Below are 24,980 nucleotides of genomic sequence, written 5' to 3'. Positions count from 1 at the left end.
CTGCCCTCTTCTGTGCGGTAGAACTTTTACATTTTGGCTAAAAACTAGTTTTGATTTGCCCTACCACCCATTCGCTCTCTCGAAAGGAGAAGCCTCGTGCGCAGATGCGTACCCGCAATCATCGGCCTCGGCCTGGTGCTGACCATTGGGCTCATCGCCACCACTGCCAGTGCCCAGTCCATCGACCCGTGTTCCCCCGTGGCTCAGATCACTCCGATCAACCAGGAAGAAACGAGCCCCCGCACCATCCCGGCCGAGTGCCAGGACAGTGTGACAAGCGAGCAGGACGATCCCGACCGGGTCCCGCACCTCTTCGTACTCCTCCTGATCATTGTGTGGACCTTCCTTGGCCTCTGCCTCCTCTCGAGTATCCGTGAGCACGTGGAAGCGTCAAAGCGAGCAAAGGAAATCGCCAACTCGTGGGGCATGATGACTCCAGAAGAACGTGCAGCTGCTCGCCAGCGGACACTCCAGCGCCTTCAGACCATCAAGGCCTGGTATCACGACGCCATCGTGCGGGCCGACCTCCTCGCGCCTGTACTGACCAGCGAGCTCCGCCAGCAAGACGCGAGAATCGCGGCTCTCATCATCACCTTGGAGAATCCCGACACCTTCACCGTCAGGAAGATCCTCGAAGAGTGCAACGAACTCGAGCCGCTGCTCTCGCAGCTAGAGGAATCCATCCGACAGCTCGCTTCCGAGTACTACCCCCTGTTTTCGTCACTGCTGCCCGAGCAGACCAGCTAGGCCACCACCCCCTCTAGTCACAAGCCAAAAAGTAAAGCCCACGGGTGTGTGCAATCGCACAAAAAAACACCCGTGGGTAGGATCCGAGAATATTCAAAAAAGTCTCGCTGATGAGCCGTAGACGGCGAAATCCACACTTCAATCTTTAATCGAGGTAGCTCTGGTGACAGCGACCAGGCTTGTCGCCTTTGCAGGCTTCTTGGTGCATGCTTCTGAGTAGTTCTATCAGCTGGCGTTGGCCCTTCTCGCCAATGGCCTCCCACATGGGAGCGTGATAACCATTCAGTACATTCAGGGCTTCATCTGCCAGGCGTTGGCCTTTGTGGGTCAGAGTGGTGATATGCTCGCGCTTGTTGCGGGGGCTGATTTTGCTCTGCAACAAACTGGCCTCGTGCATCAGTTTTATTTGGCGCGAAATACTGGCCTCTGTCTGGCCCAGGCTCTCGGCTATGTGTTTTTGCTGGACACTGGGATTCCACTGCAGTGTCATGAGTATTTTGAACTGTGAAAAGCCTATCCCTAGCCGCTCCTGCAATACTTGGTCAGATTGGCGGGCCAGGGTAGAAGCGGTATGTTGCAGCAGGTAACCGATATTGTTTGTAGGCTTCATAACAATTCCTCCGGGGAAGTGCCCTTATTGTAGTGGGCTCATACTTAACACGTCAAGTCTCACAACCTCCGCACCACACCAGTCCAAGCCGGGCAAAGCCCGCCCTGCCCTGGTGCTCTTGGCCTCCAGCACATTTTTCGCCTGTGATCCTCACTTCACCGTACCATTTGTACGGCTCGCTCCGGTTCTCGGCGAGAAAATGCACTGGAGGCTCAAGTGCGGAGATTGTGAAAACCGAGGGCAGGGGAGCTCTACGGCTCGTAGGCTGCAAAGCCTAGCTTGAGCCCAGTCTGCGGCGAGAAGGCAAGGGAATAGTCATTGCAATTGCCCACGCACTCCCCTGGCGCTGCCGTGTATGCCACTAGCTTGCCTCGCGCCAACCCCTGGGCGATACCTGTGAGTTTTTCCATATTGTTATTGATCAGGTCGTTGAATTCGTTCGAGGATGGGTATCGCTTGTTAGCGCTATTGAATTTCTCTATCTGGTACTGGATGTCATGCATAGTCTGGAGCTCAGGAATAGCGCCACCGGTCGCTGTTGCCAGTACCCCGCTGTCGTATTTTACGTTCATGCTAGTGGGCAAGTGATACTGCGTCGACACCCCTTGGGTGGTGCAATAGTACACGCTGTCTGTATCGGCTGGATATTTATAGGCCTCATCCTGGGGCAAGAACACATAGCCGGTGGTTGTATTACTGGCAACTACCGGCGGCACCCGGCAGAGGCTGTAGGTCAATCCGTACATGTTACGCTTTTCTATAAACGACGACGTCTCCCCATCTTTAGTGCCGCTCACGGCGTTGAGATCTGATAATTCGAACTTCAGCTCGGCCTTGCCTATGGTGTCTAGGTCGGGTTCTATGACCAGGTTTAGTTTGCCGTTTTCGGTCCAGTAGATAAATGACGGGGTCTTGGTGGTGTCCTCTTTGAGTTTTTCCACTAGCGTTTTTTGGACTGCAGCAATCGGGCTCTCGAGGTTGTAGCACTTTTCAAAAAAGTTGCGGACCGACCGGTCCAGCGTCTGACGCGAAGCGTAGCTGACACTGGCCTTTTTGCGCAGCCCCTCTTGGGAATAATCAAAGAACAAACTACGGGTGGTCATGTTTGGCCCCGTCTTGGACGTGACGTCTGCCAAGGCCGCGTCACAACCTTCGGTGGCAGTAATGGCAGCTGCCGTAGCTTTTTGCACATCTTTTTGGGCGCCCTGGACCGCAGGAATATAGCCACCTACCGTACTGTTTTGGTCGTAGAGGTATTGGTAGCCCAGCAGTGCGTTGAAGTCATAGCTAAAATTTCGGGTAGCACCGTGATCTTTGGCAGAGAATGTCGCCTTGGGATCTTTCTTTGTGTACAGGGTTTTTATAAGTTGGTTGACCTTGTCAGTTTCGGTCAGCATTTCGTAGGCACCGTGCCCCTGCTCTAGATATAATTTTCCCTCGCGGTTAAAGCTACCACCCGACGCGTAGCTGGCAGATAGCTTAAACTTGGCGGCTCTAATATCTCTGGCCTGGAATTCTGCCAGTAGCCCTACGGGTGAATCGTAGGCTCGCACTGATTTTTGCGGATCGATGTCTGCGCCTTTTATGGCCAGCATCACCGCTGCCGCAATAGCCAGCACTACCAGCCCAGCCACTACCCCAACTATGATCCAAATACCCCGGCCCTTGTCCTGTTTTGGCGGTTGTCCCTGACCAGGCACAGTTGACCGTGGCGAACCGTACGCTTGCGGTACAGGCTGCGGCTGACCAGCAACAGTTGGTGGCTGCGGCGCGGGCATCACATCGTATGGTGTTTGTGGACTGGGGAGTGCGCCTGTAGGTTGCACCCCGTTAGGCCCAGAGTTTTGTGGGTCCATATATATGTAATCTTATCACAAGCGCTATAGGTTAGGGCTGCAAGCGCTCGTGATAGACCTTATAAAGCGCGTGCCATTGGTCTAGGCTGAGTGCCTGAGGGCGCAAACCGGGTGCTATACCGGCCGTCTCTAGCAAGTCTTGTACCACTGGTTTCTCCAGCCGCAGGCCACCGCTCAGAGAGTTCAGGAGTGTCTTGCGACGAGCCGAGAACCCGGCTTTTACCACCTGGAAAAACAATTGTATATCCGTTCCGGGAAAGGCGGGCTTGGTGCGCCATTTGAGTATTAGGATCTGCGAGTCAACTTTGGGTGGTGGCGTAAACAGCTCGGCCGGTACTTCTCGGCCAATACTGACCTCCCAATAAAACTGAGCACTCACACTCAGCAGCGACATATCGCCCGGGGTAGCCGCTACCCGCATAGCTACTTCCTTTTGTACCAACAACGTGGCAAGAGCTGGCGGGTTCATAGATTCGCTCATGACGCGTATAAGGTTGCTGGTCAAGTAGTACGGGATATTGGCAACAATCTTGTACTTGGGCGGCAAGGTAGTCAGGTCGAATTTTAGGATATCCTGTTGAACTGTAGACAAATTATCAGCCTCAACCGACCCTGGCAGTGCTTGGGCCAGTGACTGGTCAAACTCTACGGCAACAACTGCTTTAGCCCGTTTGGTCAGCAGCTCGGTTAGAGTACCCAGGCCCGGCCCGATCTCTAGCACCGTATCTTTGGCGTCTACCTCGGCGGCGTCACACATGGCGGCCAGAACAGTAGCATCACGCAGCCAGTGCTGCCCAAGGGATTTCTTTGGCAATGAGGATGAGGCGTTCACCCATCCAGTGTATCACTCAAAAGAAATAGGATGGCACAAGCCATGCGCTGTTCGCGACCTTGCTGCGTAGTCAAAAGTAAGTCATAGTAATAAATATGGTCGAGCAAGAGGTGACGCCAAGAGAGCAGTGTGAGAAATCGTATGAACCACGCGTTGAATCTATGGCTCGGGCGCTGGAGTTAGAACACCGAATATACAAGCTCGAGGAGGAGCTCTTTGGTAACGATCCGGCCCTCCGGGTCATTGAAACTACGCTGTTTATTGACCCCGTTTTTCATAGGTCAGCCGTCATAATGGGTGCACCAAAATATCCAGAAAGAATGTTTAGTCATGAAGGCTGGGCGGGGTGGCTAAGTGCCCGACTGTTTGCCCGAGAATATGGTAATCAACCTCTTACGGTTGACTGCCTAAAGGAACTAAACAGACGCTTTCTGCAAAGAATAGACCCGGAGAATGCCGGGAAGTTGAGGGAGAGCACCACATGGGGTGGCGTGTTCAATCGTGGGGTATTGCGGCCAATTGTGTGTACCGATGAGCAAATTGCCACGCTAGATGCGAATCCACTTCTAGAATTCGACACGCCCATACCTGATGACCCACATTACGGCCTTATCCACTACAAATCCCCACCTGATGAGATAGAGAGCTTACTTTATGAGGTCTGTAATGACTATAATCAGTCATGCAGGACCAGGGGGAACCCCACACACGCCGCCGCGCGCATGCAGCGCAAACTCAGTAGCATTCACCCCTTTCGTGCATGGAACGGCGGAGCATCGCGAATACTCATGAACCTTGCTCTTGAAAACGCTGGCATGGCACCCAGCGCGCCAAGAGATTTTGATCAGGACATTTTTCTAAGTCTCAAGGAGTGGGCCTACAGGATAGCAGTAGGTACAACCGGCCACATGTTTCAGGAAGCAGCAACGGGCACAACTGATCCGGTCCGACTCCTGAATCTTACACGACAAAAGCAACTCTATGACTCGGGAGCTCCGAGCTTTACCCGTGCTACGCCCACAATCAAAAAATATGGAGACGGGCACAACCGCCTTCAGTACGAAGCGTTCATAGGCAAATTCGAGGCTGGTAATTTCCTGTTATCGTTTAATCCTGAGGGCTTGCGGCACTTCCTTAAAGAGCCCCAGAAAACACAACCGAATAACTTCTAATAGGGAGCTGAGGCAGTTCCGGTTGCACCGGTAAAATCAGTATCCTCCTCTTCGAATGCCGCCTGAAGAGCGGGTGGCAGATCTTCTAGCCGAACCTCACCCGCCACAATCTTGTCGTACAGCTCCTGGGCATCCTCCAGATAAGCCTGGGCGTTGTCAGAAGAATCTTCGCCCCGTTCGCTCATGTATCTACCTGAGATGAGTCAGCGGCAGAATTAAAGCCCATACCAACCCTTAGGTCGGTGTCATCTGCCAGCACATCTTGTAAGCCAGCAGGTAAGGTACTGGGATCGATTTCACCCGCTTCTATGCCCTGCTGCAATCGCTCTCTATCAACCTCAACATTACTGTCCACTGGTACCGGTTCAACCTCTGCTCCAGTAAGACTCATAGGCCCTTCGGGCTGCTGAACCTCAGCATTAGGGGACGATGACGGACTGTTTTCCATTTCATTCCTTTCAAACCGCTTATGCTTTACAATGCTCCATTATGACAGACGGGCCGTCGGCCGAACAAGAACGACCACCGACGCCTGTTACTTTTTTGCCTTTTCCCGGAAGCCCCAAAAATCTGGAGGCGCCTGAGCCGCCAGAAGGATACGATCCAAAGACTACTGAGTTCATTCTTAAAACATACGAATTGTGCAATCTGGCCTGCACTTACTGTTATATGTATGAGCTGAGGGACAAAAGTTATCTGCAACAACCTGCTGCTATGAGCTATGAAGTGGCCGAACAGGCAGCTGTTCAAATTGGAGAGCACGCGGAAGAACACGACCTAGAGAATGTGAAGATCATCTTTCATGGGGGTGAGCCGCTCCTAAGTTATCTATTGGACAGAGATTACTATCGGATAGTTACCCGTAACTTTAGGGACACGTTGGGCGACCGGGCAGACTTCAACATGCAGACCAACGGCACGCTCATAGCCAAGCACCCTGAGGTCTTGGACATGCTGCACGAGACGGGTATAAAGATAGGCATCAGCCTGGACGGAGACCCAGAAACTCACGATGCTTTGCGCATCAAGCGTGATGGCAGTGGCAGCTTTGCAGACGTCGCTGCGGGTATCCGGACTTTTGCAGAATGGAATACAGAAGGTGGCAGTAAATCCGCCCTGGGTCTGTTGAGTGTAATTAATTTGCAGGCAGACCCGCACAAGGTTTACGACACACTGACTCAAGCAGAATTTGGGGCTGCCTCGTTTGACCTGCTATTCCCGCTTGCACACCATTCGTTGCTTCCGCCCGGCTATGCATCAGACTACGACCAACCGGGAGCATCGACACCCTATGCAGACTGGCTCATTCCACTCTATGACCGCTGGGCCCAAGAGGATGCCGGGCGAATATCTATCCGTCTTTTCCGATCCATCCAACGACTGGCCGTCGGGCTGAGCGCGAAAGCTGAGTACGTTGGCAACTCATTTGCCAGAAACCTCACCATCGAAGCCAACGGCAACATGGCTCTACCCGATAGCTATAGGTCGATAGGCGATGGTGCCATCGCCTTGCTCGACGCCAAAGGCCAGCCCATGAATGTCGAAACACACAGCATCGACGAGGCGGCCCAACATCACAAGGTCGTCCGCTACCGCCTGGGCAAACAAGCGTTGTCCGCCACATGCCAAAAGTGTCACATTGTAAATATCTGCGGGGCCGGACTTCAGGCAAACCGGTGGCGGGACGGTGATTCCCTGGAAGAAGGGGGTAATTTTGATAACCCCTCTGTATATAGCCAGGATCTCATGAAACTTATTTTGCATATTCGGACAAGTGTATGGGGCCAGATCAAAGAGGTACTTGCCAAGGCCGAGGCACCAACTTAGAGGTCTAGCAAATGCAAGCCAGTCTGGCTATCCAGGGTACGGTGCAGCCCCTCTTGCTCATACCAGCGGTGCAACAATACTTCGCAGGTGCCGCCCACGTGCAGTTCCTTTATATGGCCACCAAAAGCCTGTAGGCTGTGGTCACTAAAAGTGCCATGAATATGCAGCACCGGCTGATCATCCTCCCACGCCACGTTACCCTGCAAGCTGGTAATCTCTAGTAGACCGTCTAACTTTTTCCATTGGTAGGCCTTGGTTTCTAAGTTATAAAAACCCACCTCCGCCCCTTCGGCAGCGCCCAGACCACTAACCCATACGCCCTTAATATTTTCATCCTTAACAAGTTTAGTAAGTCCCTCGATCAGCTTTTCGCCCCTGTCAAAACGCACCAGCCAATTGTATCCATCAAATCTATACGTCATGCACCCAGTGTAGCGCAATCATACCATGCCATCTATAATTAGGTATACTACTGCTATGAAAATGGGATCTAGGCAACTTAGAGACACACTGGCACAGCGCGGTTACTGTGTTATTCCGAACATCATTGATAGTGACATGCTTCAGTCACTTAAAGAGCGATTTAGCCAGGACGCCTTGGCTCCTATGGCAAAGGGAAATTTTGGCGACGCTGGTGCGTTTGTGGTTGCAGACTATCACGACCCCGTAATCGTAAACCTACTGACATGGCCAAAAACCATGGAGACCCTTTCTGCGCTGGGCTTTTCGGCTCCTAAACTCCATAATTTTTATGTCTCGACCAAACCCCCACAAGCAGCTGGCTTGGCATGGCACTCGGACCTTTTTTATGAATACGATATGGCAGAACCGGCCGAATTATTTCTGATCTACTACCTGCAGGACACAACACCAGAAAACGGCTGTCTGCGTGTTGTGCCTTCATCACACCTGTGGCCCCATAAACAGCGACACCAGCAGCCTCATGATGCTGCTCTCCGCAGCGATGAGATAGACGTGCCGATAAAGACAGGCGAGCTCTTCATTGGCGACCGCCGACTCCTCCATGCCACTCACGCTAACCAGGCAGATACCTGGCGAACCTGCCTGACCATTGCGTACGCACCACGGTTCGATACGCTCGCCGAACCCATCAAGGCCCTGATTGTCCGCAATCGGTGCCTCCCCCCAGCAGGGTGGCACAAACAGGCACAGCATGATTTAGACCCACGACTCACTCCAGTCCTGCCAATCTATGAAGGTACCGCCCAGCCTATCGCTACGGTCTAGTGTCTGACCTCTTATTGTCAGAGGCCACCGGTGCGGCAGTCGTTGGGCTGAGCATCAGCATTAACCAGCTGCGCAACCTACAACGCATGTCCGAACAGACCGGCTCGGACTATACTATGGCAGCCAAAGGAGACATGCAACGGCTACCATTTGGTGACGAGGCTATCGATCACGTGTACTCAATTAACGCCATCTATCACGTCGATGATCCCGGTGCAGTTATAGACGAAAGCTACCGCGCCCTGGCTACGGGTGGGCGACTTGGCGTGGATGACTGGTTTGTCACTAATATGATCACCGACGAGCAACTGACTATGTTGCGTAACAACTGGAGCACTAGCTCTAATGGATTTCACAATATCAACACTTTCAGCAGACAAATAGAAGCAGCTGGCTTTGGCTTGACAGAAGTAACCGACCTCACCGAAGAGGCCGGTGAATTTTTAAGCGAAGAGCGCTTTGGTACGACATATGACACGCAAGTTTCCCCGGTCCTCTTAGACGCTTTTCCACGACTCTATCAATATGAAGGTTACGAGCAATCCCATGCTCAAATGGCGGTAGATCAATTGCGCTCTGACATCCTCTACATGGGCGAACTATATCGCAGTGGCGCAGCCGTATATCGCCAGATTATCGCCGAAAAATAACCCGGTCGCAGTCTGTCGATGCCGAGATCCCTATGAAACCTGTTCCATGGGGTTGGGGGAACGAACCTACCCGTTCCCTTACTACCTGTAAGTGTCTTGTAGTCCGAGCTTCTTGGTGCAACCAGGCCATGGCTGCCAACCACGACGCTGGTAAGTTTCAGTAGCTTTTTGGTCCTGTACGCCGGCAGGTGCGTCAGACGGATACGTAAAGCCGCCATAGCCATTCCAGGTGCTGACGTTAAACTGATACGCCCCATAAAACCCATTGCCCGTGTTAATAGCATAATTGCCCCCGGCCTCACACTGCCGCAGCCGGGCCAAAGCCTGGCCAAAGCTGCTCTGGGGTCCACGAGCCACAATCTGTTTTATGGGTGGCGAGGCAATGACCTCCTGAATTTTCTTACGCGACACTTCCTTGCTGTTCACCAACTCAATTTGATACGTCACCACTTTTTTACCAGGTGCACCGGCTTGCCGAACAGCCTGCGACCCGGCAGACAGCGAGGAATCTTCAATATATTCGAGCGGCATAGGAATAGCCTCCTCTGCGGTAGCAATCTGCGTACCACTGCGCAGCACGAATACTTGTATCTCGGGCGTGATGAGTGTGGTCGGTGCGGGCTGCACCGTATCGTCTTTGCTAAGCTGCACGTTCTTTTCCTTTAAGAACTCGGCCACCGTCTTGGCATGTGTGCGCAGCGGCACGTGGGTACCGTACAGATTAATATTGACTGGCGTCGAGCGATCTATCACCACCTTTTCGCCCAAGACCCCTTCTCTCAGAAAGTTGTCTGGCACTTCCGAAGACAGATTGTCTTCTGGGTAGACGGTGACACCAGCCTGCTGAACTACACTCCGCGGTGTGGTGGCAGCGCTGTACGCAAAGGTGCGCAAGCCATTCTCCTCTACGATAGTCACCGGCCTGGCCCGATAGACATTGATACGAAGCTCTTCGTCGTAGATGGTGGTGTCTTTGGCTGGCTCGACAATGTCTTTTTCTCCCAAAGTAATATTGGCGCGCTCCAAAAACTCACCCACGGTGCTGGCACGGGTGGGAATAGATTGCTTGGTGCCGTCCATAGATAGCTCGATAACGTGCGAGTCCGACGGCACCACGTCTCGACCGTTAAAGATAATGACACTGATGAGTGTAATGAAAAACAGTACCAAAAAAGTGCTCACCGGCACAACGAACGGGTGCCTCTTCATGCGCTCCACGTACTCTTTGTCCGCGTCGCTGAGATGGAGTTTTTTGCGAATCATAGATAAGTCGCTAAGGTAAAAACCATACATACCCACTGGCCCCTACCCGTCTAGCTACCCACCAGTGTAGCAAAAAAGGTCACGCTATTGAACCGCCCCCTGGATACTCCCCTGGTCCCACCCACTAAATGGACACCTGAAAATTTGCTTGCTAGATTTTTTGGAGCGGGGCAAATGCGACATTCAGCTTCTTGGCGCCTTTTCCTTTAAAGTAAATGACTACGTTGTCGCCGTCCACCTCCATGACCGTGCCCTGGCCGAAGACGTCGTGCTTGACCGCGTCGCCTTCGTTCAGATCTGGTACATAGTGTGGTTCGTCGATGACCGTCGTGGGCAGATCGTCGTAGCTTTCTTGTTCGTAAGTATTTTGCCAGGCCTGGCCGCCCAGACTGACACTGTCTGTCTGAAAACTGGCGTCAAACTCGCTCAGGAAACGTGATGGCGGATTGTGCTGCATGCCGCCGTACAACATGCGCGAGGTGGCATAGCTCAGGTACAGCTCTTCGCGGGCGCGGGTCATGGCTACGTAGCACAGCCGCCGCTCTTCTTCCATTTCGTTCTGCTCATACAATGCCCGCGAATGTGGAAAGACTGTTTCTTCCATGCCAATCATAAAGACCACCGGAAATTCCAAGCCCTTGGCAGAGTGGATGGTCATGAGCGTGACAGCGTTGTTGCTAAACTCGGCACTATCAAGATCGCTGATCAGTGCCATCTCTTCCAGGAAACCGTCCAGCCCCAAGTCCTGGTAGCTCTGCGTCACACCCACCAGCTCACGGACGTTTTCGGCACGCGATTCGCCTTGCGGCGTGCCGTCGTCCAAGTAAGCAAAGTAGTCCAACCGGCGCAGCAGACTGTCCAGCAAGGCCGGCAACGGCACGTCCGCAGCAATGTCCCGCAGGGCGTTCAGCATCTCGCCTAGTTCCAGCAGTCCTTTCTTTGCTTTACTTGTTAAGTTTGGATGGTCACGTATGTGTTCTAGTGCTTGTTGCAAACTTAACTCGTTAACTGTCTTCCATTCAAAGAAGTTCTGGACCGATTTGGTACCAATGCCACGCGTGGGAACGTTCACAACACGCTCGAAGCTGACACGGTCTTCTGGCTGATAAATCAGCCGTAAATACGCCATGATGTCTTTGATTTCTTTGCGGTCATAGAACCGTACCCCACCGACGATTCGGTATGGCACACCGTAGCGAATAAATGTTTCTTCGATAGCTCGGGACTGAGCGTTGGTGCGGTACAAAATAGCAAAGTCTTTGTAGGCACGGAACTTGGCGTCTACTGCATTTTGGACGCGTCGGGCCAGCGCTTCGCCTTCGGCCCGCTCGTTGGCCACCTGCAGCACACTTACCTCATGCCCGCGGCCGCTGTCCGTCCACAGCTTTTTGTCCGAGCGCTGTTGGTTCTTGGTGATAACTTTATGGGCGGCCTCCAGGATAGCCTGGGTGCTGCGATAGTTTTGCTCTAGTTTGATGATGATAGTTTTTGGATAATCCCGCTCAAAGTTCAGGATGTTGCGGAAGTCTGCACCGCGCCAGCTATAGATCGACTGCCAGTCGTCACCGACTACTGCAATATTTTTATTATCATTTGTCAATAGTTTGACCAGCTTGTACTGCGCCGCATTGGTGTCTTGGTATTCGTCTATCATGACGTAGCGAAATTGCTCTCGCCATTTGTCACGGATCTGTTTTTGGGTTTGCAGCAAGTTAACGGTGCGAGATATCAGGTCGTCAAAATCCAGGGCATTATTGTCCTTTAGGATTTTTTGGTACAGCGGAAAAACCTGAGCAGCCGCCCGCTGCATGGGACCACTGGCCACGTCCACGTAATCTTGTGGCGAGATCAGTTCGTTCTTGGCACCAGAAATTATGCTGCTGATGGTTTTGGGCGAAAAGCTTTTCTCGTCTATCATGGCTGTTTTGCTAGCCTGCTTGACTGCGCTTTGGCGGTCGCTCTCGTCAAAGATGACAAAGTTTTTGGGTATGCCGGCATGCTCGCCGTCCTGCCGCAACAAGCGCACACAAATGCTGTGAAAGGTTCCCATATAGGGCATAAAGCTGCGGTTGTCAGAACTCTGGCCCAACAACCTTGCCACTCGCTCGCGCATTTCTTTGGCCGCCTTGTTAGTAAAGGTCACGGCCAGAATGTTGTAGGGCGTAGCTTTGCCAGTAGAGATCAGGTAAGCAATGCGGTGGGTTAGTGTCTTGGTCTTGCCACTGCCAGCACCGGCCAAAATCAGCAACGGACCATCGGTGCTTTCTACCGCCCGCTGTTGTTCAGAATTCAGTCCCACCAAAAGATCTTCAGACATCAGCTAATTGTACCAACTAACAGAGGCAAAAACTGTTGTGATTACTGAACCATAAACGAATTAAAGACTTTTTCGGTGAGCTCTGTAAACTCTTTTTTGTCAGCAGCAGTAGGCACGCTCATGTCCTCCATTCCTACGGAAGGCGTGTATAGGTGTACAAAAGCCTTCGAGGTCTCAAGTAGCCAACCGGTATGGTAGCCTTCGTCAAAGAATGAGAGGTCATATACTTTTGTACCCCTTTTGTTTTGGGCAGATTTTAGCGGATAGACGTCGCCTACTTTGTACTTTTCTACGCCAGAATCCTTTTCTACGACTCGCCAGACAATGTCGTTCCCGCTCTTTTCCGGGCTTATGAAGGGTCCGTATTTGTAAGCACCCACCTTGAAACCTGCTTTTTTCTCTATACGCACATACAAATTACTACCAACCCTTGCCCCGCTTGCAAGCTTCTCATCATACGCTGCAGGTGTGCTTACAAATACCAACGACACGTCTGCGGTCGGAGATAACTGCCCCCACTTCTGAGGATATGCCATGAAGAAGCCATACTCTTTGTTCTCATACACCGTAAAGCCGTCTGGAACTTTGTATGCTTCTTTCTTGGGTTCTTCCTTCTTTTTGGCATCTTGCTTGGTTACTTCGTTTGCATTCGCGGCGTTGTCATAAGATTGGTTGGCTTCTTTGCGTGCCTCGTACACTCGCCAGCCAGCAAAACCAACGATGGCCACGGCCACTAACCCCAGCAACAGATGAGGCACTGAAAAGCCTGCTTGTGATTGTTTTAGTTTCATGACTACCATCCTATAGCTTTACAAGATCAAACGGCAACTTCACGCCTATATCTAACACTTCGGCATCTATGGCCGCCAACACCGCAATTACCGTCACCAGCAAAAGCAGGAATATCACGGCCCACTGTGTGTGGCGCTTTTTGGTGACCTGCCCCGTGGGTACAAAGTATTTCTTTTCAGCAATCAGCTTTTCTATGTTTTCGCGCTTTTGTTTTTCTTCTTCAGATTCTTCGGACGTCTGCTTCTTTTTGCCAATCGCCTGGTCTGCAACGGCGTCTACAACTGCTGTATCGTCACTGCCCAGCGGCTCTTCTGCCGCGGTGTCAGGTTCTGCAGCCGGGGTTTCTTTTTCTGGAACAGGGGGAGTTTCGGGTTCGACCTCTTCAGCAGGTGGAGGTGTTTCGGGTTCGGTTGGCTCTTCTGCGGCCGGAGTCTCTGGTTCGGCAACGGGCTCTGTATCTTCTGGCTGTTTTACTACAGCTGCCATGGCGTCGCCTACCGTAAGCTCTGGGTCTTTAGTTTTGGGTGACTGCTGGAGCTCACCGTCCTCGGTGATGGTAATCGGCTTTATAACTTTGCCGCTGTGGGGAAGTGGCGCACCCGGAGCCTCTGGCTTTTCCTCGGTTTCGGCGCTAGACTTGCTGACCATTGGGTCTTTCATCATTTTGTGGCCTACAATAACCGGCTTGGATGTAGCCGCTGGCGTTGACTTGCCTGGCTTAGAAACGTCCATAACTTTGGCAACCGTTTTTTTAGGTTTGGCTGCTTTCCCTTTTTCAGCTGGCACTAATTTCTCCAGTCCCGTGTCGGCGACGATACGCCGCGTCTACAATGCCAGAAAACTGGTGATAATTCAGGCTGGCACCACCAACCAACAGCCCGTCTACTCCCTCGATGGACAAAAGGCCACCAGCGGTCGAGGCATTAGCGCTGCCACCGTACAACACTCGAATTCTTTCAGCCGCCTTTTTGCCATACAGCTCGGCCACATTTTTGCGGATAGCTACTACAGCTTTGGCAATACCATCGGGCTTGGGTATTTCATGATGCATGTAATCAGACCCGGTGCTCAGTGCCCACACGGGTTCGTAGGCGATAACAATATCGCCAACCTCACGGGAGGTGACGTTGCTGAGTCCCGAAATCACTTGATCGTGTAGCACTTGCAAGCCATCGCCCTCGGCCTTTTCGCGTGCTGTCTCGCCCACGCACAAGATGGGCATGATGTCATTACGCACGGCAGCGGCTACTTTGTCGCGGATCATATCTAGGTCTTCGCCAAACTTATACCGCCGGTCAGAGTGCCCGACAATCGCATAATGAGCAAGGTCGCGTAGCATCGTAAAGCTGACCTCGCCGGTAAAAGCCCCCTCGTCTTTGTGGTAGGCGTTTTGGGCAGCCAAACGAAATTTACGACGGTCTATCTGCACACTCAAAGGTTGCAGTACCAGCATACTGGGTGCCAATACTACCTCTACGTCACGGTAGATCTTGATACGCTCGTGCAGTCGGTGCAGCAACAAGCTCGCCTGGCTGGCGTTCTGATGCATCTTCCAATTGCCGACGATTAATGTGCGTTTACTTGTGGTAGCCATTATTTCTTTTCTACTTATGCTTTGCTGCCTATTGTACCATTATTATGCAAGGGAAAAGAGCAGCCGGAGCGGGCGAATTTACTTCGCCGCGCCGCGCGATGAGAAAAACCGCAAGGTTTGTCTCATGACTAATCTTTGTTCCAGAGGACTTCTACACCGGGCAAAGATTTGCCACTCATCAGTTCCAGGCTAGCACCCCCTCCGGTAGATACATGATTGAAAGAGTCTGTCAGCTTGCGATCTTCTATAAACCCAACGGTGTCACCACCGCCCAGTACCGTGAAGGGCTTGGTGCCAAATTCACCCAGCAAGGCCTCTACAACTGTTTCGGTGCCATGAGCAAATGGCCCCACCGGCCCCTGTTTACCCTTGGTTTCGGTGACACCCATGGCGCCGTTCCAGATAACCGTGCCGGCCATCTGAATGCCCCCAGCAATAAAGGCCCCAGAAAACGGACCAATATCCAGGATAGATTCGTCGGCGGCTACCTCGCCCGTCTCGCGGCCGGGTCGTTTAGGGTAATTTTCCACCTGGGCAATCACGTGAGCATCCCAGTCTACTATGCGTGTCTGGGTGCTGCCATCCAATTCTTTAGACACAACGCCATCTTGCGGTATATAGAACACAAAACGCTGATTCTTGGCCTTTTGTTTGGCTTTTTCAATAATATCTTTGGCCAGTGGCACTTCGTCTTTTTCGGCCAAGCTCTCGCCTATCTTGATGCCCTCGGCCAGCAGGAAAGTGTTGGCCATGGCACCGCCAACGGCTACGAAGTCGGCAATATCTATAAATCGGTTCAGAATATCTATTTTGTCGGATATTTTAGCGCCGCCGATGATGGTCATCAAGGGGCGCTGGGGGTTATCAATAGCATTAGTAATGGTATCTACTTCTTTTTCTAGCAGCAGGCCGGCCAAACTGGGCAGATGATGTGCCACTGCTTCGGTAGAAGCATGCGCCCGGTGCACCACCCCAAAGCCGTCCTGCACAAACACCTCGGCCAGGCTGGCCAGCTTTTTGGCAAATTCGTCGTCGTTCTTTTCTTCTTCGGGGTGAAAACGTAAATTCTCTAGCAGCAGAACCTGGCCCGGCTGCAGCGCCTTGGCAGCTTTTTCGGCTGCTTCGCCCACGCAGTCAGACACAAACTGAACGTTTTTATGCAGTAGCTTTTCCAGACGTTCGGCACAAGGCTTGAGCGAACAGTCTGTGTCATGCGCATCTTTGGGACGACCCAGGTGCGATATCAGGATCAGCTTGCAATCTTGCTCTAGCAAAAACTGTAGTGTGGGCAGGGATTTTTCTATGCGATAGTCGTCTGTAATTTTTCCGTTTTTTATGGGTACGTTATAGTCCACACGCACCAAAACAGACTTACCACGTAAGTCATATTCTTTAACGGTCTTTTTCCAGAAACCCATTCCCACCCTTTCAGAGCTAGTCTTAAAACCTATAGCTTTTTAGGTATTCTAACCCAAAATAACTTATGGTGCTATGATCTCACGCTTGACATTTTGTTTACAACGTATATACTTTGTTTATATGAAAACAGCAATACTTAACGTCAAGGTTGATGAACAGGTAAAAAAGCGAGCTCAAGCAGTAGCTGGCTCATTCGGTATTCCCCTGAGCACTTTAGTGAATGCTTATTTGATGGAACTCGCCGAGACCGGCCAGATTCACTTTAGCGCCGTCGAGATCATGACGCCTAAAATGGAGAAGCTCATAGAGCAGGCGCAGAAAGAAATTGAAGCCGGTGACACAGTAGGCCCTTTTGATACAGCAGAAGAAGCCATAGATTATCTTAAAAGGTTATAAATGCTCTACCATCAGATTAACTTTACAAAAACCTTCCGCGGACAGTTTAAACTTCTCAAACCACGTCAGCAGGAACGCTTTTATGAACGTCTGGAACTCTTCAAGAAAGATCCTCAGGCGAGGGTATTGCGCGACCATGCACTCAAGGGCAAGTACATAGGGTATCGAAGCATAGATATTCAAGGCGACTTGCGGGCATTGTATTACGTAAAAGACGACACGATTGTAATCTTTGCCCTGATTGGATCACACAGCCAGCTCTACGGTTAACTCAACACTTGTATTTATTCGAGTACGCGGACTTTGATAGTGTCGGTTGTGCCAACAACGCCAGGATATTTACCAGAAGCGGTAACAATCACGTCACCCTTTTTCAGTACTTTCTTTTCTTCGAGCCAGTCGGTTAACCTGCTGGCCGCATACTTGCTGTCGGGACGGACGTAGCTTTTGGTGCCATATATCAGGGCCATCTGCTGGGCTACGCGTGGGTCAGAGGTAACAGCAATGATAGGACGGGCTGGTCGCCGAGAGGCGATCTCTAGAGCCGTAGCACCAGACTTGGTCTCGGCCACGATTGCAGTCGCGTTTACCATGTTAGCCAGGTTGAGCACCGCCTCGCTAATAGCCTCCTGATTACTACCAGATTCGAACGGCAGAGGCTTGCCGGCTTCGATATTTTCCTGAGTATATAGGATGATCCGCTTCATGACCTTGACGGCCTCTACCGGATATTTACCAATGGTTGTCTCGTCGCTCAGCCACAGGCTGTCGGCACCCAATATGACGCCGGTAGCAACATCTGATACCTCTGCGCGGGTGGGCTCTGGCTGGTCTACCATGCTCAACATCATCTGGGTGGCAATGATAGTTGGGGTTGCATAGCGCTTGCCCAGCTCGATCAATTGGCGCTGAATCACCGGCACTGACTCTAGTGGTACCTCTACCGCCAGGTCACCGCGCGCAATACAGATAGCGTCAGATTCCTGCACGATCTCTTCCATGTGCTGCACGGCCACACCGGTTTCGAACTTGGTCATAACCTTGGCTTTGCTGCCCAGATTACGCAACATTTTCTTGAGCTGCCGAATATCATCGGCCGTCTGTACAAAACTCAGAGCCACATAGTCAAAGTCTTGAGTAGAGCCAAAAACAACGTCTTTTTTGTCTTTCTCGGTAATGATATCGCCGCCAAAGTCTGTGTCTGGCAGGTTTATCCCCTTGCGCTTGATCAATATACCGTCGTTTTCAACATGGGCGTGGACAATCCCGTCCTTGACGCTGGTCACTGTTGTGCGCACTTTGCCGTCATACAAATACAGCCGCTCGCCACGCTTGACCTTCTTGCTCAGATCGTATTGGGTAGGGATAAGCCCTGTCTGTTCGTAGTCTGTCTTGTATTTAAAGGCTACACTCTGACCGGTCTGCACGTTTATAATTCCGTCGAAATCGCCCAGACGAATCTTTGGCCCCTGCAAATCCTGAAGAATAGCAACTGGCTTGCCATATTCCTGAGAAGCCTTGCGTATCCATTTGATCTGCTGCAGGCGCTCTTCGTTTTCGCCATGGCTGAAATTCAGGCGCAAAATATTGGCGCCCGCCTTGATCATGTCATAAATAACCTCGTAGCTATTGCAGGAGGGGCCAATAGTGACTAGGATCTTTGTCCGTTTGAATTTGGTAACCGGTACGTTCGGTACCATCTCTGTTAGTTTCATTTTTTACCTTCTGTCTCAGTTTACTCGCTTATACTTACCCCTGACAAGGGAAATTTTTACTATTTGAAAGCAGATGTCTACTTTTCAAAGTAAAAATCCCACAGACGGTGAGATTTTTACCTTGACAAATATGTGGTCTGCTAATTTACTTGCGTTTTGCATTGTACTCGTTACACCAGATAAATTCAAGCAACACTAGAGGTAATTGTGGGCAGAGAGGTATTGAAAAATAATACTAAATATGTTATTATATAAATATTCATCTGAAGTACCTTTTCCCGACCAAGAGGAGTGATGTGTCCCCGAGATCTCATGCTATCCGCAGAGGAGTTGTTGGCACAGCTATGACCGCCGCAGCCCTCGTGACCCTGGCGTTCACCGACTGGCCGCAGCACGGCGCACGTACCGCAGCTTTGCTGGGTGTGGCGCTGGTCGTCGGCAGCACCTTGCTGGAGCGCGCCTTCATCCAGAAGGTGTTCTGGCGGTGGCAGCCCTACGACGGAAAGTCGACCTCGTCCATAGCTGGCCTGCCGTTCGGCAAGAATCACCAGATTGGTCTGCTCGGCCTCGCCATGATCGGCTGCGCCACGCTGACCTACAACCTGGTCGACCTGCCGCCGAACAACAGTCTGGTCCCGACCGTTCTGGGCATCCAGGCAGCTGGCGGCGTCCTCATGGCTATCAGGGGTTTCCTGGTCCATGACGTGGTGTACCCAGCCGCTCTGGACATCGAGATGGTGGCCTACCTGGTCATGAACCTCGCGCTGTGCATTGCCGCCCTGGCAGTGGCTGGCCGTGGTCTCGCCTGGTGGCAACTCAGCATCCTGCTGCACCTGTTCTGGGTGGCCGTCGGCTTCACCCACCACTTGCGTCCGCTACGCGAACGCATCCGGCACCCGGCCATGCCTGCGCACCCCCAGACCTCCTAGTCGTCAAGATGAACAACCCTCCTTATGAGCTCAAGAGGCTCGTGTCACCACCGTTGGTGGCATGATCATAAGGAGGGTAATTTTTTATCCTACGACTCCCCTAGGGTGCCTTTTTGGGCATTGTAGTGTTGCACATAGGGTATGGCCGCCGCGACAATAATACTCAGGATACCGGCCAAGACCACACCCCCGGGCCGCTCGTGGAAGAACACCGCCCCAAACAACACCCCAAACACAACCTCTAGCAGGCCAAGGATGCCAGCTGCTCCCGCCTCGATCAGCTTAAGCCCACGTATGAACGTCCACGAAGCGATCAACGATGCAAACACAAACAGTACCAGATAACCCCATTCGGCATGAAGGCCCAGTACTGGCCGGGGTTCGCCCAGGATAAAAACCATGGGGATATTGGCTATCACTCCTGATCCCCATACTAAAATGGCAGATTGCGAGCCGTTGTATGGCACTTCTTTGGTGGCCACCATATTGGCTGCCGTGGCCAAGCCGCTCACCAGCGCTGCCGTCAAGGCCAGCCAGCCTATCAGCTGTACGCTGGGCGAAAACACCAAAACCAGCCCCAAAATCCCCAAAAGAGTGGCCACAAACTTGTCTTTTGTAAAGCGTTCCTTGGCAAACAGCCATCCAAAGACAAACATACCAATCACAATGCCCACATAGCACACCGCCAGGCTGATACCCACTCCTGCCTTCAAAATGGCATAGTATAGCGGCCCAGACACCAAAACAGATGACGCTAGCATAAGTATCAACCACCTAAAATCACGCTGCCAGTGAATCTTCTGCAATTCTTTGCGCATTGCCGCCAACACGAACAAACATCCCAGAACCAAGATGCAGCGCAGCGCTGCAGCCGTAAAGCTACCAAAAAAATCGCCCATCAGGGTAGCCCAGATACCGTAACTGGCATAAAACACCGAGGACAACAACACCAGACTAGCCCCTAGGGGCGCTGAGGTTTGTTTACGAGCAGGAGATGCCTTCATTTCTGACACTTATAGTAGCGCACTACCGGCTATTGTCCTTGTGGTGACTCCCGTACACCATACGGAAGCATCTCTATAGTTACTTCACTCAACGTCATAAGCATACCCATATTCGCCTGCAGGACCTCTTCATCTAGTTCGAAAGCACGCTCACCCTTGGCTTTTACCAGCACTAGTTCGAAATCAAGCGGTTCGGTTGCCGTCCCCTCTGAGGGCAGACCCAGCTCTTCTCGCAACTGGCTGCGCTCCAGGGCAAACTGATAAGTTCCATCATACCGCTGAATGTCAGGAAGACTTGCCATAATATAGCTAAAGTAGGCAGTACCCTTCGGGCCCAGTTTTTGCTCTGGGGTATAGATCCTGCAGAACCGCTCCGTGCCATCAACTTCTAGGCCCAACGGCTGCACCCGCTGAAGTGCCCGCCTAACAAAGTCAGAAGTGCGTATTTCCTCTCCCGTAAGGTGACTCAGATGTGGTGCCTGTTGTAGTTGCCGAGCACCCACCAACGCCTTGAAGGCCGGCCGCTCCCGCTCTGGCTTTATCTTATGCGCTATACCCTTGGCCCTTGCAGCGGCTTGCATACGTTGCCGCGCCTCCTCTAAACCGTCCAGCCGTCTGCCCACTGCAGGCCACCAATTTACCTCTGTTTCGGGATGCGTAGCCAGATCCGCACCCTTCTCGCTCATTTATATACCCTCGTAAGCCACCTCCACTTTTATTCTGTCGGGGTCTTCAAAATAGACTGCATAATACCCCTTGGTATACGGATATTCTTTGGCACCACCATACAGCGTCGCTATGTTGCGTGGTTGCAAAAACTCTCTGGCAAACTCATCCACCGCAGCCGCGGACGACACTTTAAAAGCTACGTGATTAAGCCCCGTGTGCTTTCGGTGAAAGACCGGGGTCTGGTACCCTGGTTTGGTCACCGAAAAACAGAGGAATGTATGGCCATCACTAGCGTCAAAGTGATTGCCGTCAGGAGTGATAGTAAGGCCCAAATAGATCACTAGGTCTTTCCAGAACGGAAAAGACTTTTCTTCACTGGAGAGGTTAATACCCACATGGCCCAAAGTTGCCTTCATGCAGCCATCGTACCATGCGTGCGCTTGCAGAGGATAGTTAGGCAGCGTCGATAAGCACCTCAAACTTATTTACGTCTAATTACTTATCAGCTTCAACAGGAATCAGTTAGTGTATTCAATGTGACGAAGGTCCGCTGCACGCATGTAGGCAAATATGGCTGCAATGGTCGAAGCATCAGTTATATAACCATTCTTGATGTACCAGCCTACTCGATCTATGGGTATTACAACGCCTTCGCCTTGCTCAAAGTCCTTCTCGTCACCACCGACCTTTTCGCCTGCGACAGTGATACTAACTTCCCAGACTTCGCTTTGGCCTTGCATGTATAGCGGCATTAAAAAGGTAGGAGGTACAAGTTGTCTTGAGCTGGTTGAGTCGTAGCCCGTCTCTTCCTTCATCTCGCTCACGGCCGTGTATGCGCCGTCGTCGTCTTTAATAGAGCCTGATGCTAAGGCTAACGAACGTTTGCCCTGAGCCAAGAATGGCTCGATAAGCATGACAAATGACTGTGGTACACCATCTTGATGTATGACACCGAGCGCTTGCGCCTGGCCGGAGTGGGACTGTACGATTGTCTCGCCTTGGATCTTAGTCTGAGGGAACCAAGATATTGTCTCGGTTTCGACTATTTCTGTACGCACTATGCCCAGATCCTCATTTAGTATCTCAAGGATCCTTGGGTCGCCTTCGAACCCCTCGTCTTGGGACTCGAATAAGCCATGTCTCTTGGCCAGAGCTAGTTGAACCGCATTTATAGTGCCAAAATTATCTATAGTGCCGGCATTGACCGCCTCAAAGAACTCTTGTTCGGACAGGGCGACAATTGCCTTGGTCTTAGAATCCTCGGTGCTTGCCCTAGAAAGCAGCTCATCTGTAGTCATTGGTAGGTCTACGGCAAAGTGATTTGTCTCTGAATCAAGGTACTTCCAGTGCTTGGTGGTGCCCGTAGGGACAGGCAGCGCCTCTTGACTGCCGGGGATGTCGAGCTTATGGAGAGCTTGGAGAGCTACAAGTTCGGGGTCAAGGTCGTCGATAGCAGCCCTGGTGAGGACTGTTATGATATCCTCACCCGAAGCCGGCGACTGTCTCTGTACCAGTATAATTTTGCCATCACTCGTGAAGGGCACCAGTGCTGATTCTGAAGGGGTACCCAAGAACTCCACTGCCGCCTCAGTACCATCTTCTTGGCTTACGAACACCCTATGCAACTGTAGCCAGCGGGTTTTTTCCTCGGCTTGCTTCCTGGCCAGAGTCTCTGCATCCGCAAGTAAGTGAAGGGATGGGGCATACCCAGCGGAGTCCAGGTCTGTTTTGTTGATATGCGAGCGCAGCGTGCGTACCGCCATGGTAGCAATGGTATGGACGGAGCTAGCAGCGTCCTCGTAGCCGGGTAGTACTATCAACTGCTCTTTGGCCGTGTTGGCAATTTCCATCATTGTCGCGGCTGCGGCTGTTGGCGAGCCGCCTTCCATGACAGTGCGCAAGGAATAATCGACTGCGGCGTCTAGCGACGCTGCATTAGTTAACCCCTCGGGTTGCCAATGTAGATCTGCGGGCGACTCATGGTTGTCGGGATGGACATTCATTAGGAATATTATAACAGATAAATTGCGTAAAACAAACATAGGCGTTTACACGCCAAAAAGTACGGGTTTTACGTCATACACTTCCCCCAGAGTACCACTCAAATGATTACTTTGTTGACAAAAATATTGACTTTTACGTGAATAAGTTATATAATACCTGTCAATTATCCTGCTGAGTTTTGGGTAATTGATCATTTTCGGTAGAAATTGCTTAGAACTATCTGAAGCGATGTTTGTGCACCTCACGGGTTGGGGTGTAGTGACATCGCTTCGGAGATTCCGAATGTCGATGCAGACCCACAGAGAACCCCTACGAAAGGACCACTCCCGTGGCTCTCCCCTTCGGCACCAACAACAATGCCACCGTCGACGAGCTCACCGCGAAGGTCACCGACCTCAAGCGAGTCCAGACCAACGCCCTGCGCATCGTGTTCAACGCCCGCGAGCAGCTGTCCCGCCTCCTCGGCATCGAGCTGCTCGACGGCGGTCCGACCACCGACTTCGGCGGCTTCCAGCTCGTCGGCCAGGACATCGTCGTCACCGTCGACCCCTTCGGCGAGACCGTCACCTTCGTGGACTCGGCCGGGACCATCCCGTCCGTCACGTTCCCGGCCCCCAACGGCCGGCTGTCGGAGCCGCACCAGCGCATGCTGATCGGCCTGAAGGCCAGCGCCGAGCGGGCTCGCGAGACCGACGTCGACCCCGTCAGCGACACCATGTCGCTCGCCGGCGTCGCCTCCTCGGACGCGAACACGCTCGCCATGCCCACCGTCTGACCCATCCGGGTCGAACGCCGGCAACGGTGAACTGAGTGGTGTGGCCGGCGGCTCACGGGACCCATGGAACACCTTCCGGTGATCTACCCGTGAGCCGACCGGCCCACCCTCAGAGCTCTGCTCTTTCCATTCGTTTGTTTAGCAATTTCTGCCTCCCCAGGCCCGTGTGATAGGAATATCAAAGAATCTGTGACGTATGAGCCTCGCTCATTTCCCACTCTTTCTTTCATCATTCATACATCACACGGCCTTTTTCGTACCCCAATCACGAATTAGCCCCAACAAATAAAGCACGCTACACTTTCTCCTGTTAATCGACTAAAACAAACAAGGAGAAAAGCATGCGTGCTCTACAAAAACAGCATATCGTAGATGTTTTTGTTTGGGTAGACGATAGTCTGCCCAAACAAATAAAGCCAGGAGCTAACTCGGTTCTCTCTGACAGTGAACTGCTAGCCATCCTCATCTGGGACGGACTCACCGAACCACACAAAAACCTATCTGCTGTGTACTCGTGGGTTGAGCGCGAATACCGTGATTACTTTCCAAGACTCCCGAAGTACCAGAATTTCGTGGCTCACTGCCACCGATTGTTGCCTCGACTTGTTTGGTTCCTGGGCTCGCTACTCGCGAGCAATGCACCGCTTCGCTTTGCCGATAGCACCATGCTACCGGTCTGCAAGCCGATTCGTGCCAACCGGCACAGGGTGGCCAAAGGCGTCGCCGCCTTTGGCCGGAACTGGCAGGGTTGGCACTATGGCTTCAAGTTGCATGCTGCCATTGACCACAGCAACAGACTAGCAGCGTTGGTATTTACGCCAGCCAACGAACACGACAACCAGTTTATGGAACGGCTCGTGAATGAGCACACCAACATACTGGTTGGTGATAGCCACTACGGTGGCAGTGTGATGCGAAAACGACTCTGGAAACGCTACAGAACTATTGTTATTGCACCGCCACACCATACCCAACGCAAGAAGCTTGCAGCCGACTGGCAAATGCTACTCCTCCATGTGCGGCCAAAGATTGAAGCCACCTTTGGAAAACTCAAAGAGCAACACTTCTTGGTCTCTTCGTTCCCAAGAAGTGTTAAGGGCTACTTTGTGCACTACTTACGAACCCTGCTTGGCTACCAGGTGGTTAATTCGTGATTGGGGT

28 protein-coding genes are annotated in these 24,980 nt (G+C 52.1%); 10 read left to right on the top strand and 18 right to left on the bottom strand.

Going from position 1 to position 24,980, the window contains the following annotated elements; genetic code table 11:
* Positions 1 to 60: 60 nt before the first annotated feature.
* Positions 61 to 381 carry a hypothetical protein gene (locus VK694_00140; GenBank protein ID HTE57130.1) on the bottom strand — a complete coding sequence of 107 codons (321 nt, stop codon included), beginning with the start codon at positions 379 to 381 and terminating at the stop codon, positions 61 to 63.
* On the opposite strand from VK694_00140, the gene VK694_00135 reads away from it, so the two are divergent.
* Positions 382 to 747 carry a hypothetical protein gene (locus VK694_00135; protein ID HTE57129.1) on the top strand — a complete coding sequence of 122 codons (366 nt, stop codon included), beginning with the start codon at positions 382 to 384 and terminating at the stop codon, positions 745 to 747.
* Between the two features lie 145 nt (positions 748 to 892).
* Here VK694_00135 and VK694_00130 read toward each other — a convergent pair whose 3' ends face one another.
* From VK694_00130 to rsmA, 3 genes are all read right to left on the bottom strand, one after another.
* Positions 893 to 1,357 carry a MarR family winged helix-turn-helix transcriptional regulator gene (locus VK694_00130; GenBank protein HTE57128.1) on the bottom strand — a complete coding sequence of 155 codons (465 nt, stop codon included), beginning with the start codon at positions 1,355 to 1,357 and terminating at the stop codon, positions 893 to 895.
* A 251-nt stretch (positions 1,358 to 1,608) separates the two neighbouring features.
* The gene (locus VK694_00125; protein HTE57127.1) at positions 1,609 to 3,213 is read right to left on the bottom strand and encodes a hypothetical protein; all 1,605 of its coding nucleotides are present in this window, start codon (positions 3,211 to 3,213) and stop codon (positions 1,609 to 1,611) included.
* 31 nt (positions 3,214 to 3,244) lie between these two features.
* Complete coding sequence (rsmA, locus tag VK694_00120; protein HTE57126.1) at positions 3,245 to 4,045, bottom strand: 16S rRNA (adenine(1518)-N(6)/adenine(1519)-N(6))-dimethyltransferase RsmA; 801 nt, start codon at positions 4,043 to 4,045, stop codon at positions 3,245 to 3,247.
* A gap of 95 nt (positions 4,046 to 4,140) precedes the next feature.
* Between rsmA and VK694_00115 the strand changes: the two genes are divergently transcribed.
* Positions 4,141 to 5,217, top strand: coding sequence for a Fic family protein (locus VK694_00115; protein ID HTE57125.1), 1,077 nt, complete (start codon positions 4,141 to 4,143; stop codon positions 5,215 to 5,217).
* Here VK694_00115 and VK694_00110 read toward each other — a convergent pair.
* Entirely contained in the window at positions 5,214 to 5,402 is a 189-nt protein-coding gene (locus VK694_00110; GenBank protein HTE57124.1) for a hypothetical protein, read from the bottom strand. The genes VK694_00115 and VK694_00110 overlap by 4 nt on opposite strands.
* Positions 5,399 to 5,665, bottom strand: coding sequence for a hypothetical protein (locus tag VK694_00105; protein ID HTE57123.1), 267 nt, complete (start codon positions 5,663 to 5,665; stop codon positions 5,399 to 5,401). Before VK694_00105 ends, VK694_00110 begins: the two co-directional genes overlap by 4 nt.
* A gap of 41 nt (positions 5,666 to 5,706) precedes the next feature.
* Between VK694_00105 and VK694_00100 the strand changes: the two genes are divergently transcribed.
* Positions 5,707 to 7,044: a radical SAM protein gene (locus tag VK694_00100; GenBank protein HTE57122.1), complete on the top strand. Its 1,338-nt coding sequence runs from the start codon at positions 5,707 to 5,709 to the stop codon at positions 7,042 to 7,044.
* On the opposite strand, the gene VK694_00095 is transcribed toward VK694_00100, so the two are convergent.
* Positions 7,041 to 7,466 (bottom strand): PPC domain-containing DNA-binding protein, encoded by a 426-nt coding sequence (locus VK694_00095; GenBank protein HTE57121.1) that lies wholly within the window; start codon positions 7,464 to 7,466, stop codon positions 7,041 to 7,043. The genes VK694_00100 and VK694_00095 overlap by 4 nt on opposite strands.
* A gap of 55 nt (positions 7,467 to 7,521) precedes the next feature.
* Here VK694_00095 and VK694_00090 point away from each other — a divergent pair, with 55 nt between their 5' ends.
* Together VK694_00090 and VK694_00085 are read left to right on the top strand one after the other, a co-directional pair.
* Positions 7,522 to 8,292, top strand: coding sequence for a phytanoyl-CoA dioxygenase family protein (locus tag VK694_00090; protein ID HTE57120.1), 771 nt, complete (start codon positions 7,522 to 7,524; stop codon positions 8,290 to 8,292).
* Positions 8,292 to 8,942, top strand: a complete 651-nt coding sequence (locus tag VK694_00085) for a class I SAM-dependent methyltransferase (GenBank protein ID HTE57119.1) — start codon at positions 8,292 to 8,294, stop codon at positions 8,940 to 8,942. The genes VK694_00090 and VK694_00085 overlap by 1 nt, the downstream gene beginning before the upstream one ends.
* A gap of 81 nt (positions 8,943 to 9,023) precedes the next feature.
* On the opposite strand, the gene VK694_00080 is transcribed toward VK694_00085, so the two are convergent.
* The 6 genes from VK694_00080 to VK694_00055 all read right to left on the bottom strand — a co-directional run bounded on the left by VK694_00080 (position 9,024) and on the right by VK694_00055 (position 16,326).
* On the bottom strand, positions 9,024 to 10,205 hold the full coding sequence (locus VK694_00080; protein HTE57118.1) for a ubiquitin-like domain-containing protein: 1,182 nt from the start codon (positions 10,203 to 10,205) through the stop codon (positions 9,024 to 9,026).
* Between the two features lie 151 nt (positions 10,206 to 10,356).
* Entirely contained in the window at positions 10,357 to 12,522 is a 2,166-nt protein-coding gene (locus VK694_00075; protein HTE57117.1) for a UvrD-helicase domain-containing protein, read from the bottom strand.
* Positions 12,523 to 12,563: 41 nt separating this feature from the next.
* Positions 12,564 to 13,313 (bottom strand): hypothetical protein, encoded by a 750-nt coding sequence (locus VK694_00070; GenBank protein ID HTE57116.1) that lies wholly within the window; start codon positions 13,311 to 13,313, stop codon positions 12,564 to 12,566.
* A 10-nt stretch (positions 13,314 to 13,323) separates the two neighbouring features.
* The gene (locus VK694_00065) at positions 13,324 to 14,100 is read right to left on the bottom strand and encodes a hypothetical protein (protein ID HTE57115.1); all 777 of its coding nucleotides are present in this window, start codon (positions 14,098 to 14,100) and stop codon (positions 13,324 to 13,326) included.
* The gene (tpiA, locus tag VK694_00060) at positions 14,090 to 14,908 is read right to left on the bottom strand and encodes a triose-phosphate isomerase (protein ID HTE57114.1); all 819 of its coding nucleotides are present in this window, start codon (positions 14,906 to 14,908) and stop codon (positions 14,090 to 14,092) included. Before tpiA ends, VK694_00065 begins: the two co-directional genes overlap by 11 nt.
* Positions 14,909 to 15,036: 128 nt before the next feature.
* Entirely contained in the window at positions 15,037 to 16,326 is a 1,290-nt protein-coding gene (locus VK694_00055; protein ID HTE57113.1) for a phosphoglycerate kinase, read from the bottom strand.
* Between the two features lie 121 nt (positions 16,327 to 16,447).
* Here VK694_00055 and VK694_00050 point away from each other — a divergent pair, with 121 nt between their 5' ends.
* Both VK694_00050 and VK694_00045 read left to right on the top strand, forming a co-directional pair.
* Positions 16,448 to 16,723: a type II toxin-antitoxin system RelB/DinJ family antitoxin gene (locus VK694_00050; GenBank protein HTE57112.1), complete on the top strand. Its 276-nt coding sequence runs from the start codon at positions 16,448 to 16,450 to the stop codon at positions 16,721 to 16,723.
* The gene (locus tag VK694_00045) at positions 16,724 to 16,993 is read left to right on the top strand and encodes a type II toxin-antitoxin system RelE/ParE family toxin (protein ID HTE57111.1); all 270 of its coding nucleotides are present in this window, start codon (positions 16,724 to 16,726) and stop codon (positions 16,991 to 16,993) included. It begins immediately after the preceding gene.
* Between the two features lie 14 nt (positions 16,994 to 17,007).
* On the opposite strand, the gene pyk is transcribed toward VK694_00045, so the two are convergent.
* Positions 17,008 to 18,438 (bottom strand): pyruvate kinase, encoded by a 1,431-nt coding sequence (pyk, locus tag VK694_00040; GenBank protein HTE57110.1) that lies wholly within the window; start codon positions 18,436 to 18,438, stop codon positions 17,008 to 17,010.
* A 344-nt stretch (positions 18,439 to 18,782) separates the two neighbouring features.
* Here pyk and VK694_00035 point away from each other — a divergent pair, with 344 nt between their 5' ends.
* Positions 18,783 to 19,367 (top strand): hypothetical protein, encoded by a 585-nt coding sequence (locus VK694_00035; protein HTE57109.1) that lies wholly within the window; start codon positions 18,783 to 18,785, stop codon positions 19,365 to 19,367.
* A gap of 89 nt (positions 19,368 to 19,456) precedes the next feature.
* On the opposite strand, the gene VK694_00030 is transcribed toward VK694_00035, so the two are convergent.
* The 4 genes from VK694_00030 to VK694_00015 all read right to left on the bottom strand — a co-directional run bounded on the left by VK694_00030 (position 19,457) and on the right by VK694_00015 (position 23,043).
* Positions 19,457 to 20,371 (bottom strand): DMT family transporter, encoded by a 915-nt coding sequence (locus VK694_00030; protein ID HTE57108.1) that lies wholly within the window; start codon positions 20,369 to 20,371, stop codon positions 19,457 to 19,459.
* Positions 20,372 to 20,400: 29 nt separating this feature from the next.
* Positions 20,401 to 21,057 (bottom strand): hypothetical protein, encoded by a 657-nt coding sequence (locus VK694_00025; GenBank protein HTE57107.1) that lies wholly within the window; start codon positions 21,055 to 21,057, stop codon positions 20,401 to 20,403.
* Complete coding sequence (locus VK694_00020; GenBank protein HTE57106.1) at positions 21,058 to 21,456, bottom strand: hypothetical protein; 399 nt, start codon at positions 21,454 to 21,456, stop codon at positions 21,058 to 21,060.
* Positions 21,457 to 21,558: 102 nt separating this feature from the next.
* Positions 21,559 to 23,043 carry a hypothetical protein gene (locus VK694_00015; GenBank protein ID HTE57105.1) on the bottom strand — a complete coding sequence of 495 codons (1,485 nt, stop codon included), beginning with the start codon at positions 23,041 to 23,043 and terminating at the stop codon, positions 21,559 to 21,561.
* Between the two features lie 329 nt (positions 23,044 to 23,372).
* Between VK694_00015 and VK694_00010 the strand changes: the two genes are divergently transcribed.
* Positions 23,373 to 23,819 (top strand): hypothetical protein, encoded by a 447-nt coding sequence (locus tag VK694_00010; protein ID HTE57104.1) that lies wholly within the window; start codon positions 23,373 to 23,375, stop codon positions 23,817 to 23,819.
* A 341-nt stretch (positions 23,820 to 24,160) separates the two neighbouring features.
* Complete coding sequence (locus VK694_00005) at positions 24,161 to 24,973, top strand: IS982 family transposase (GenBank protein ID HTE57103.1); 813 nt, start codon at positions 24,161 to 24,163, stop codon at positions 24,971 to 24,973.
* Positions 24,974 to 24,980 lie beyond the last annotated feature (7 nt).

Source organism: Verrucomicrobiia bacterium, from assembly GCA_035489575.1.
In the GTDB taxonomy this organism is placed as follows: domain Bacteria; phylum Patescibacteriota; class Saccharimonadia; order Saccharimonadales; family JAGQNK01; genus DATHJY01.
Note: the sequence above shows the minus strand (reverse complement) of the source record. Positions and strands in the feature narration are given on the sequence as shown.